Annotated in this window: 1 protein-coding gene; it reads right to left on the bottom strand. The window is 60.8% G+C overall.

Annotated elements, in window-relative coordinates; genetic code table 11:
• On the bottom strand, positions 1-12,909 hold a 12,909-nt coding region (locus tag ACQKLP_RS01840), incomplete at its 3' end, for an immunoglobulin domain-containing protein (protein ID WP_427319508.1).
• Between the last annotated feature and the right edge of the window lie 105 nt (positions 12,910-13,014).

Genomic DNA, 13,014 nt, shown 5'->3' with positions numbered 1-13,014 from the left:
GGCGTTCACTGCTTCCACATAAATGGTATCGCGCATCGTGAGCGGGGTTGCAGACGTATAGTTTGCGCCGGTGAACAGCAGGGTGCCGCCGCTCGGAGCATCATACCAGCGATAGGTAATGCCTGCAACAGGATTGCTCACGCTCGCGTTCGGACGGTTGCCTGCGCAAACCGTTACCGTGCCGGCGGTTACCGTCGGGGTAGCCGGAGCGGGAGATACCGTAACCGTCACCTGTGTGCGGTTGTTGCTTGCGCAATTGCTGGCGTTCACCGCTTCCACATAGAAGCTGGTGTTACCGGTCAGCACCGGCGTAGTGAAGGAGGTGCCCGATCCCAGGAGGGTTCCGCCGTTGGCGGCGTTGAACCACCTGTAGGTCAGGTTGGCCTGCGGGTTCGTTACGTTGAGTACGGCCGTGCTGCCTGCGCATGCGGTTTTCGCCGTTGCGTCTACCGTTACGGAGCCTGGTACGGGGTTCACCGTAATGGCTACCACCGTTCTGCTCGTGCTGGCGCAGGTTCCGTTGTTCGCTTCCACATAGAAGGATGTGGATGCACTGATGGCGTTCACCGTGAAGCTGGTGCCCGTAGCCAGCGGCGTGCCACCGTTTGCGGTGCTGTACCAGCTGTACGTGATGCCGGCCTGCGGCGTCTGGATGCTGAGGCGAACCGTATCGCCGGCGCATACCGTGGTGCCGCCAACCACTACCGGTTGGGCAGGTGCCGCCGTGGCGATGAGGATCACCTGTGCGCGGCTACCGCTGGCGCAATCGCCTGCGTTCACTGCTTCCACATAAATGGTATCGCGCATCGTGAGCGGAGCGGCCGTTGTATAACTGTTGCCGGTAAACAGCAGGGTACCGCCGATCGGTGCATCGTACCAGCGGTAGGTAATACCTGCCACAGGGTTGCTGACGCTCGCCGTAGGCCTGTTACCTGCGCACACCGTTACTTCGCCGTTGGTGACGGTCGGCGTTCCGGGACGCGGCGTCACGGTAACGCTTACCTGCGTGCGGCTGGCGCTTACGCAATTGCTGCTGTTCACAGCTTGTACATAGAAGTTTTTATTCGCATTGAGCACCGGCGTGGTGAAGGATGCGCCCGTTCCTACCAGGTTACCGCCGGTTGCGGCGTCGTACCACCTGTAGGTCAGGTTGGCCTGCGGGTTCATCACATTCAGGGTGGCGGTGGTGCCTATGCAGATGGATTTGGTAGCTGCATCCACCGTTACTGCCGGCGGAGCAGGGTTCACGGTTACCAGCACCGCGGTTCTGCTGGTGCTTACGCAGCCGCCTGTATTGAGGGCTTCCGCGTAATAGGTAACGTTGGATGTAACACCGGTGGCGGTGAAGGTGCTGCCTGTTCCCAGGAGGTTACCGCCCGCGGGGGCGTTGAACCACCTGTAGGTCACACCCGCAGCCGGGTTCTGGATCGAAAGACGGACCGTGTCGCCCGGGCAGATCGATGTGCTGCCTGCCACTACCGGCGCAACCGGGTTGGCGGCAACGGCAACGGTAACCCTTGTGAGGGCAGCGCTACCGCATCCGGAAGCGTTCACAGCCTGAACGTAGAAGGAATCGGCTGCGTTCACCGGACCGATCGGGAAGTTGGCGCCTGTAGACAGGAGCGTGCCGCCCGGTTGATCGTACCAGTTGTAGGTAATGCCTGCGGCGGGGTTCAATACGCGGAGCGTATCCCTTCCACCCAAACAAACAGACAAGCTGGTAGCCTGTACCGTCGGGGCCGGCGGCAGTGCGTTAACCGTCACATGCGCTTTGGCCCTTGCAGAACTGGTGCATCCGCCGATGCCAACGGCATCCACGAAGTAGGAAATCGTATCGGTGATCGCCGGAGTATTGAATACGGGGCCGGTGAAGATCGGCGCACCGCCCGACGGAGCCGCATACCACCTGTAGGTGATACCGGCCTGCGGGTTGCGAACGCTAACCGTGGCTGTCTTACCAAGACATACCGCCGTAGTAGCGTTGGTCACAACCGGTGTCGCCGGGGCCTGGTTCACATTCACAGTGGCCGCTACACGACCGCCCGCGTTCGGGCAACCGCCTGCGGAGCGGACTGCTTCCACATAATAAATGGTCGTGTTGGTCAGCGCCGGTGTCACGAAGCTGTTGCCCGTGAAGATCGGCGTGCCGCCGGATATTACATTGTACCAGCGGTATACCACACCTGCAACAGGGTTCTGTACGCTGAGCGTACCCGTTGCGCCGGTGCAGATGGAGATGCTGTCGGCTACCAGTACCGGGGCCGGCGGCAGCGTGGCTACCGTTACGGTTACGGGCACGCGGGTAGCGGTTCCGCAGGTACCGTTGTATGCTTCCACATAATAAGTCGTATTCGCAGTGAGGTTCGGTGTAGTGAACACACTGTCGAGGCTGAGCGCCGTACCGCCGGATGCGGCCGCGAACCAGCGGATCGTATGGGCCGGGTTTGCCGGACGGGCCTTCAGCACGGCGTTGTTGCCGATGCAGATGGTCGTGTCTCCGGCGATGATGGCCGGAGCCGGCGGAACAGGCAATACATTCACAGTGGCCTGCGTGCGGATCGGGTTGGCGCAATCAGTAGATGCGCGATAGGCTTCCGCATAGTAGGTAGTGGTGGTATTCAACACCGGTGTGTTGAACACTTTACCCACGAATACCGGCGTGCCGCCCGTTGCCTGGGTGTACCAGCGGACGGTCGCACTGTCGGACGCAGTGGCGGTCAGTGTAGTGCTGGTACCGGCGCAGATCGTCACGTTGTTGGTGGCGATGGTCGGTGAAGCGAGCACCCTGTTCGCATAGTACACGTTCAAATTCATCAGCGCGCCCACCAGGCTGCGGACCCGGATTTGCACACTGGTGTATGGAGCACCCGGGCTGAAGAGCACCACCTGCTGGTTGGCTCCGCCGAGTACTTCAACACGCAGCAGCGAGCTGTTCAGCGCCCTGGTGTCGCCGTTCGACGTGGCACCGTTGAACGATGTGATCTCGATCCTGCCCAGCGCCGTTGCGTCGAGCAAGCCGCTCGGGGTGGCGAAACGCAGTTTCACCGTATCGCCTGCTGCGGCGAGGCCCGGGAAGGTCAGGTTATAGGTAACATCGCCTGCCACACCTACCGGTATGGAGATACTGGCGAAGTTGGTCGTATCGTTGTCTACCGCGTTGTCAGGATTATTCACCGCGCAGAGCAGGCAAACCCCGTTGATGCTGGACGTTGCCGCATTGGCGAAGTCGCAACCCGGGTTGAAGTCTCGGTTCACGTTAATCGTAACCGCTGTTCTGTTCGCGCTCGCGCAACCGCCTGCCGTCACGGCTTCTACATAGTAAACCGTCGTATTCGCAAGTTGCGGTGTGGTGAAGGATGTACCCGTATAGAACGCCGTACCGCCGGATGCCTGTGTATACCAGCGATAGGTATGTGCAGGGTTCGGGGTGGTAATGCTCAGGATCGCGGTTTGACCGTAGTTGATCATGCCGCCTGCCGGAACGATGGTCACCGCCGGCGATGCAGGCAATGCTTCCGCTGTAACGGTTACCGTACGCGGCGTTGCGCTGGTGCACTGGCCGCTCACGGCTACCACATAATAAGTAGCGTTCGCGCCGAGCGCCGGGGTCGTGAATACGGCACCCGTGAACACAAGGTTCGTGAGGCCGGCATCGCTATACCATTTGAAGTCGACACCAGGTGTGGTGCTGGTAGCCGTCAGCACTGCGGATGAGCCTATGCAGACAGTTGCGTTGCCCGGAGTAACGTCTGGCACAGCCGGGCGTTCGCTCACGTTCACCTGAACGGCCGTTCTCGTTGCGCTGGCGCAACCGCCGGCAGATACCGCTTCCACGTAGTAGGATACGGAACTGTCGAGCGCAGCCGTGATGTAAGTGGCTCCCGTGAACACCGGCGTACCGCCGCTTTGCTGGGTATACCATCTGAAGGTAGCCCCTGCAGGCGCAGTTGCCCTCAGCGTGGCCGAAGTGCCGGCACAGGTCGCAACCGTCGCATTTTCTACGGTCGGCGCTGCAGGCGTGGTGCCCACCGTTACGGTAGCAGATACCCTGCCGCCCGCGTTCGGGCAACCACCCGTTGAGCGGATGGCTTCCACATAGTATATCGTAGTACCGTTCAGTGCAGGCGTGATGAAGGTCGCACCCTCAAACACCGGCGTACCGCCCGTAAGTGTCGTGTACCAGCGATACACGACGCCAGCTGCCGGTGCGGTTACACGCAGCGTTGCATTGGCGCCGGCGCAGATGCCCACGCTGTCTGCTTCCAGGACAGGCGCCGGCGGAGCCGTGCTAACCGTCACCGTTACAGACGTGCGGGTCGCGGAGCCGCAGGTACCGTTGTATGCTTCTACATAATAAGTCGTATTGGCCGAAAGGGCAGGTGTGGTGAACACACTGTCCAGGCTCAGCGGCGTACCGCCGGATGCCGCAGCGAACCAGCGAATGGTGAGCGACGGGTCAGACGGACGCGCTTTCAGGATCGCGTTGTTGCCCGCGCAGATCGTGGTATCGCCTGCGATGATGGCAGGAGACGGCGGGATCTGCAGTACGTTCACCGTAAACGCCGTGCGTGCGGGGTTCGGGCAATTCGTAGATGCGCGGAAGCTTTCAGCATAGTAAGTGGTCGTAGCACTGAGCGCCGGCGTTGTGAACACCTTGCCGGTGAACACCGGCGTGCCGCCCGTTGCCTGGGTATACCAGCGTACCGTTGCACTGTCAGACGCAACTGCCGTCAGCACCGTTGTGCTGCCCGCGCAGATGGTGCTGTCGCTGGCCGTGATGGTCGGCGCAGCCAGTACCCTGTTCGCATAATAAACGTTTACGTTCATCAGCGCGCCTACCAGGCTGCGGACCCTCAGCTGGATGCGGTTGTATGCACCGGTCGGCTTGAAGAGCAATACTTGCTGATTGGTGCCGCCCAAAACTTCCACACGCAGCAGCGCACTGTTCAGCGCCCTGGTGTCGTTGTTGGACGTATTACCGTTGAACGAAGTGATTTCGATGCGGCCCAATGCGGTAGCATCCAGCAGACCGCCCGGAGTAGCGAAACGCAGTTTCACCGTATCGCCGGCAGCTGCGAGCGACGGGAAGTCGAGGTTATACGTTACATCGCCGGCCACACCTACCGGTATGGAGATATTGGCGAAGTTGGTCGTATCGTTGTCTACCGCGTTGTCAGGATTATTCACAGCGCACAACAGGCAAACGCCGTTGATGCTTGAAGTAGCCTGGTTGGCGAAGTCGCAACCCGGGTTGAAGTCACGGTTCACGTTCACCGTCACCGCAGTGCGCGTGCTGCTGGCGCATCCGCCGGCAGACACCGTTTCTGCATAGAACGTAGTTGCGTTCGTGAGCTGCGGCGTGGTGAAGGAATTACCTGTATGGACAGGGCTTCCGCCGGTGGGTTGGAGGTACCAGTTATAAGTGGCGCCTGCCTGCGGCGTGGAAATGGTCAGCGTTGCGGTTTGACCGTATTCCACCGTACCCGATGCCGGGTTGATGGAAACGATCGGCGCAGCCGGCGGAGCTTCCACCAGTACGTTCACCGTACGGGCGGTGGTGCTCACGCATTGACCGCTGGCGGCCACCACGTAATAGGTGGTATTGGACGTGATCGCAGGAGTATTGAATACCGGCCCGGTGAATACCAGGTTGGTAAGGGCCGCGTCGCTGTACCATTTGAAGTCGACACCCGCCGTTGTGGATGTGGCGGTAAGCGTTGCATTGCCACCCACACAAACCGCAGCACTCGCGGGCGTTACGTCGGGTACTGCCGGGCGCTCGGTTACGTTCACCTGAACGGCCGTTCTCGTTGCGCTGGCGCATCCGCCGGCAGAAACACCTTCCACATAATAGATCACTGAACTGTCGAGCACCGGCGTGGTGAAGTTGGTTCCGGTGAATACCGATGTACCACCCGTAGCCGTTGTGTACCAGTTGAAGGTAGCGCCTGCAGGAGCGGTAGCGCGCAGCGTGGCCGTAGTTCCCTCGCAGGTGGTCACCGTCGTGCTTTCCACGGTCGGAGCGGCCGGAGCGGCTCCCATCTTCACGAATGCTTTCGTTCTAACGGGGTTCGCGCAATTGGTGGAGGTTTTCACCGCTTCCACATAGAATACCGAATCCACCGAAACAGGGCCGGTCGTAAACGTAGTGCCCGTTGCGATCGGCGTACCGCCCGCAGGGGTCGTATACCAGCGGAACAGGGTATTCGGTTTCGGCGTCACGTTGAACGTAGCCGTACCGCCGGCGCAGGTTGTCACCGTATCAGGTGTTACTTCCGGCACTGCGATGAGGCGTTGCGCATAATGTATGTTCAGCGCGGAGATCAGTGTGGCCACGCCGGAATTGAGGCGAACTTCCACACGGTCGAACACCGCGTTGGGCTTGAAGGCGATAATTGCCTGGGTATTGCCGGCGAGGAGCCGCAGGTTCACCAGGCTGTTGTTCACCGCCATGCGGTCGTTGTTGAAAGTAGTACCGTTGTAGGTAGCCACCTGCGTTCCACCCAACAGCCCCACATCCGCCAGGGATGACGGGAAGGATATGAGGATGCGAACGCTGTCGCCCGCATCGCTGGACGACGGGAAGATGAGCGTCTGCTGTGCGTAAGCACCGAGCAATCCTGCTACCACGTGCAACGACGAAGCGGAGGTCGTACTGGCGTCTACCGCCGCACCCTGGTTATCTACGAAGCATCCGATACAGATGCCGTTCACGTTGCTCACTTGTGTAGTTGCTACATCGCAGGGCACATCCGGGTTCGTGATGGTCACGTTTGCCACCACCGCTACACGTTGTGCGCTTGCGCAACCCGTTGCGTTCGTAGCTTCCACATAATAAGTGGTCGTAGATTGCAGCGCGGGTGTCGTGAAGCTGGGGCCCGTAAATATTGCCGTACCGCCAACAGGTACGTCGTACCATTTGTAAGTCAGCGCCGGGTTCGGGCTATTCACCGTGAAAGTTGCCGTGCTGCCCTGCGGGATGGTCACGGAATTGGCGGTCACCGTTACTTCCGCCAGGCCTACCTGTACAACTACCGGCACCCGCGTTTCGCTGGGGCAATTGGTAGTGCCGGATACCGCTTCGGCGTAGTATACCGTATTGGCGGTGATGGCCGGTGTAACGAACGATGCGCCCGTTGCCAGCGGCGTTCCGCCGGTTGCCGTGCTGTACCAGCGCACCGTATTGCCCGCAGGCACAGTGGCGTTCAGCGTTGCGGTCTGACCGGAGCAGACGTTCACCGTATCGGCGGCGATCGTCGGGCGGGCGGTTATTTGTTGAACGTAGAATACATTGATTTCATTCAGCGCAGAAACCACACCCGTGAGCCTGATTTCCACGTTGTCGAATGCAGCTGTGGGCGCGAAGGATATCACACTGCGCGTGCCTCCGTTCAGCAGCTGCAGGTTCAGCAGGCCGCTGTTCAGCGTTCTCACATCTGCCGCGTTTTCAGTGGCACCGATCCGCGGACGGACCGTTGTGCCCGCAAGCAGGTTCAGATCGAGCAGGCCCGTGGTGGAGCCCACTACCACACGCAGCGAGTCGCCGGGCGTGCTAACGGTCGGGAAGGAGATCCGCTGGTAAACGGAACCGCCCAGCAAGCCTACCGGCAAGTGCAGCGACGAAGCCGTTTCAGGGTTCGCATCCACCGCCAGTGCCGCATCATCCACACCGCACAACAGGCAAACGCCTACGGTGCCGGTAGCGGTGGAAGTTGCACCACGGCCGCAAGACAGGTCTGGACTGGCGGGGCCAACCGTTACCGTGACGGGAACGCTGGTGCGGATGAAGCTGGTCAGGCCATCCGGCGTTGCCGCCTGTACATAATAGGTTTTATCCTTCAGCAGCGTGGGCGTGGTGAAGGTAGCCGTTGTTGCCACGGGAACGCCGCCGGTCGGGGTTTCGTACCAGCTGAACGTTGCGCCCGGGAACCGGATCGAGGCATTGAAAGTTTGCGTGTTACCGAATGGAACGGTAGCGTTCGGCGGAACAACCGTTACGGGAACGAACGCCGCCGCTTCATATACGTTCAGGCTGCCGAGCGCGGCCACCACACCGTTCAGGTCTATCCGAACGCCATCGAAGCCGGTAGTAGCCGGGATCACCACTTTGAATTTGGCCACATCGCCGGTTACGTCCAGCCCCAGCAATTGCAGGTCGGCGATGTCCGCATCGAGCGTAATGGGATTCCCGTTCGGCGTGTCGCCGCTATAGGTTTCCACCCTGATGCCGGAAAGCAGTTGTGCATTCACCAGCTGGTTGGGCACACCCAGGAACAACGCGATGCTGTCTCCCGCCTGGTAAGTACCCGGGAATTTGATCAATTGGCCTACGGTACCGAGTGCGCCCACCGTCATCGTGATCTGCGATGCCGTGGTCGTATCCTGGTCTACCGCACGGTCGGGGTTCGAAACGCCGCAACCCAGGCAAATACCGCCGATCAGTGGGCTCTGCTGCAGGTCGCCGTACGTCCACAACGGGCCGGGGCCACCGTTCACGGTCACCGTGGCGGCGGTGCGCGAGAAGCTCCGTTTGCCGTCTGCCGGCGTGAAGGCTTCCGCGAAATATTGTTTCGTTCTCGTAAGTGTCGGAGTTGTAAATGCCGCTGCATTGCCAACCGCTGTGCCACCTTTCGGTTGCGTGAACCAGGAATAGGTAGCGCCCGGTGCGCGAACGCTGGCGGTCATCGTTGCTGTGGTACCGGATGCGATTACCGGTGCCGGCGGCGTGATGGTCAACGGCATGAAGGCGACCGCTTCGTAAACGCGCAGCCCGCTCAGGCCGGCCAGCACGGCGGTTGTTCCGATGCTCACACCATCGAAGTTCGCTCCTACCGGGAACGTTACGCGGAATTTACCCGTGCTGCCAACACCGAGGCCCAGGGGCTCCAGTCTTACGAGACTATTATTCAGCGCGATCGCGTCTCCGTTCGGAACATTATTGAGATAGGTCTGCGCGGTGAGGCCACCTAACGCAGAAAGGCTAAACAACTGATCGGGCAGCTCCAGGAACAGCGCGATGCTATCGCCAGCCTGGTATACGCCGGGGAAGTGTATCACCTGCGAAATGCTGCCCAGCGCGCCCAGCGGCATGCTGAGGAGGGAAGACGTGGTCGTGTCTTCGTCTACCGCCTTTGCAGGATCGGTTACGCTGCAGCCTACGCACACACCGCTGATGACGGGGCTCATCTGCTGGTCGCCGTACGTCCACAGCGGACCAGGGCCACCGCCCACATTTACCGTAGCCATTGTGCGCACGAAGCTCTTCTTGCCATCCGGCGTACTGGCTTCCGCAAAGTAAAACGTTTGGCGGGTAAGATTCGGTGTATTGAAGCTGGCGCCCGTTCCTACCGGCGAGCCGCCGGTGGGTGTGGTGTACCAGTTCACCGTGGCATTGCCCAGGCGAATGGTAGCGCCAATAGTGGCAGAAGTATTCAGCGGAACGGTTTGCACGGAAGGCGCAACCGCCAGCGGCACCATAGCCGTGGCTTCGTAAACCTGCAGGTTGCTGAGGCCGCCTACTACCGGGGCCAGCGAAATCTGTACGGCATCGAAGTCTGCACCGGCAGGCAATGTTACCCTGAACTTACCCGTAGGCCCTACGGGAATGCCCAGCACCTGCGCATTGGCGAGCGCGGTGCTAAACGCCGCCGCATCGTTGTTGGAAGTAGTCCCGTTGAAAGTCTCTATCCGGATGCTGTTCAGCAGATTCAGGGAAAGCAGCTGACCGGCAGGAATTCCAAGGTCGAGGATGATGCTGTCGCCCGGATGATAATTCCCCGGGAAACGGATCAACTGGCCGGCATTGGAAAGCACGCCCAGCGGGATGGTGATCGTAGAAGCGGTGGTCGTGTCTTCGTCTACCGCCAGCCCGGGATTATTGACAGCGCAGCCGAGGCAGACGCCGCTCAATACAGGACTGGTTTCATTATCGCCATAAGACCATAGCGGCCCGTCGGCACCGCCAACCCGCACGGGAACGGCCGTCCGAACATAGCTGGTAACGCCGCCTGCGGTTGCTTCTACATAATAAGTGGTGCTGCGGGTCAGGTTCGGCGAGTTGAACGTTGCGCCCGTCCCCACCGGCGATCCGCCCGTAGGAGCGGTGTACCAGTTGAACGTAGCCCCCGCAGGACGAACCGTTGCGCTGAGGCTCGCGCTCGTTCCATACGGCACAACGGCCGGGTTCGGGGTAACGGACACGGGGATCATGGCCACGGCTTCATAAATGCGAAGGGTAGCCAGTTCGGCAAGTACCGCGTTCAGGTTCACCTGTACCGCGTCGAACGAAGTAGTGACCGGCATGCTGACACGGAACTTCGGCGTTCCGCCCAATCCGACTCCCAGCGCCTGTACATGAATGAGGTCTGTACCGAGATTCATGGCCGGACCTGCCGTGGCAGCGCCCAGGTAAGGTTGCAGGGTGATATTGGTGAGGATCGATTTGGTGTAGATTACGCCGGGCAGCTCCAGGTCCAGGATGATGCTGTCTCCCGACTGATAGATACCGGGGAATTTGATGAGTTGGCCTACGGTGCTGGCAACGCCTACCGGCGAAGACAGCGTGCTGAATGTGGTGGGATTGCCGTCTACCGCGTTGCCGGGGTCGGATACGGAGCAGAGCAGGCAAACGCCGCCGAGTTTCGGGCTTTCTTCTTCAAAACCGTACGACCACAGCGGGCCGGCGCCGCCACCGAGGTTCACCGTGGCGAGGGTTCGGGTAAAGCTCTTCTTGCCGTCTGGCGTAGCGGCCTCCACATAATAACGCGCTTTTGCCGTGAGGTTGGGCGTGTTGAAAGTGGCGCCCGTAAACACCGGAGAACCGCCGGTGGGCGTGGTGTACCAGTTAAAAGTGGCCGTAGCCAGCCGGTTCGCGGCAGTGATTGTAGCGGATGTTCCGTAGGGAACGGTTTGTATGGCGGGGTTCACCGCCACAGGAATTGTGGCCGTGGCTTCATACACCTGCAGGTTCGCCAGGCCGCCGATGAGCGGGGCCAGCGAGATCTGCACCGCATCGAAATCGGCATTCACTGGCAGGCTAACCCGGAACTTACCGGTGGGGCCCACCCCGATACCGAGCGCAAATGCGTTCGCAAGGTTGGTATTGAAAGCGGCCGCATCGTTGTTGGCGGTGCTGCCGTTGAATGTTTCTACCCTGATGCCGCTCAGCAGTTGCAGTGAAAGCAACTGGCCGGCGGGGATGCCCAGGTCGAGGATGATGCTGTCTCCCGCATGGTAATTGCCCGGGAAGCGGATCAGCTGGCCTGCATTGGAAAGTACGCCCACGGCGAGATTGATGGTAGACGCGGTGGTCGTGTCCTGGTCTACCGCCAGTTGCGGATTGGTAACGGAGCAACCCACGCAAACGCCGCTGAGGACGGGGCTCGTTTCCGTATCGCCATACGTCCAGAGCGGCCCGTCGGTTCCGCCAACCCTAACGGGCACTGCGGTGCGGGTGTAGCTGGTAACGCCGTTGGCAACCGCTTCCACATAGTAGGTGGTGCTGCGGGTGAGGTTCGGGGTGTTGAAAGTGGCGCTGGTGCTCACTGGCGAGCCGCCGGTGGGGGTGGTGTACCAGTTGAACGTGGCGCCGGCGGGGCGGACCGTGGCGGCGAGGCTGGCCGAAGTTCCGTAGGGAACGACGGGGGCCGCGGGGCTCACGGCCACGGGGATCATGGCTACTGCTTCATATACGCGGAGGGTGGCAAGTTCTGCCAGTACTGCGTTGAGGTTTACCTGCACACCATCGAAGGAGGCGGATGCGGGAACGCTCACGCGGAATTTGGGGGTACCTCCCAGCCCGACGCCCAGTGCCTGAACATGGACAAGGTCCGTGCCGAGGCTGATGGAAGGCCCTGCGGCGGCGGCGCCGAGGTAGGGTTGGAGGGAAATATTGGTGAGGATGGATTTCGTGTACAGCACGCCGGGCAGCTCCAGGTCGAGGACGATACTGTCTCCCGACTGGTAAATCCCCGGGAACTTGATCAGCTGGCCTACTGTGCTGGCCACGCCTACGGGCGAGGAGATGGTGCTGAAGGTGGCGGGGTCTGCATCGATCGCGTTATCGGGATCGGCAACCGAGCAAAGCGCGCAGATACCGCCGAGTTTGGGGCTTTCCTGCTGGTCGCCGTAGCTCCAGAGCAGTCCGGGCCCGCCGCCTACGTCTACGGTAACGCCGGTACGAAGTATGCTGGTGAGGCCATCGGCGGTTGTGGTGGCTTCTACATAGTAATCATGGACGCCGCGGGTGAGCACCGGCGCGTAGGTGGCGCCGGTATTCAGCAGGGTGCCGCCAGTGGGCGCGTCGTACCAACGGAAGGTAGCGGCGCCGAGGCGGTGGGAGGCCGTCATGGTAGCGGCCTGGCCTGCGGGACTGATGATCGGATCTGCGGCAGGGGTAATCGTTACAGGCACCACGGCGGCGGCCTGGAAGAGTTGCATGTCGTACGAAAGGCTGACGAGCCCGCCGAAGGTGATGGCCACCTGGTCGAACTGGCCGGTGATGGGGATCACGGCCCTTCTTTTACCGGTGGAGCCGACGCCGAGGAGTTGTACGTTGACGGCGGAGCCGAGCCTGATGTCCTGTTTGGCGGTGTTGCCGCTGCCGAGGTACGTGCGCACGCGAACGTTATTCAGCACGGAAGCGTCTACCAAACCGGTGGTGGTCAGCGCGAAGTCGACCACGAGGCTGTCGCCCGCTTCGTAGGTGCCGGGGAACACGATCCGCTGGCCCATTTCTGCGATGAGCCCTACCTCCATATTATATAATGCGGCGGTGTTGGGATCGTTATCGATCGCGAAGTTGGGATCTGATATCGAGCAACCGATACAAAGCAGCGGGTTGAGGATGTTGGACGCCGTAGTGCCGCGGGAGTAGATGGGCCCGGCGGCGAAGAAACTACGTATAGACATGACATTTAGCCAGGATAGCCTGGCATCGTCATGCAACATCGGGGATCTCCCGTACCAGTTTTCGGGTAGGGGCGACGGGGCTTTCTCCGGGTACCACCAATATTG

Origin of the sequence: Chitinophaga sp. NPDC101104 (assembly GCF_050277495.1) — a bacterium.
GTDB lineage: Bacteria > Bacteroidota > Bacteroidia > Chitinophagales > Chitinophagaceae > Chitinophaga.
This window is presented reverse-complemented; position numbering and strand designations above follow the sequence as displayed.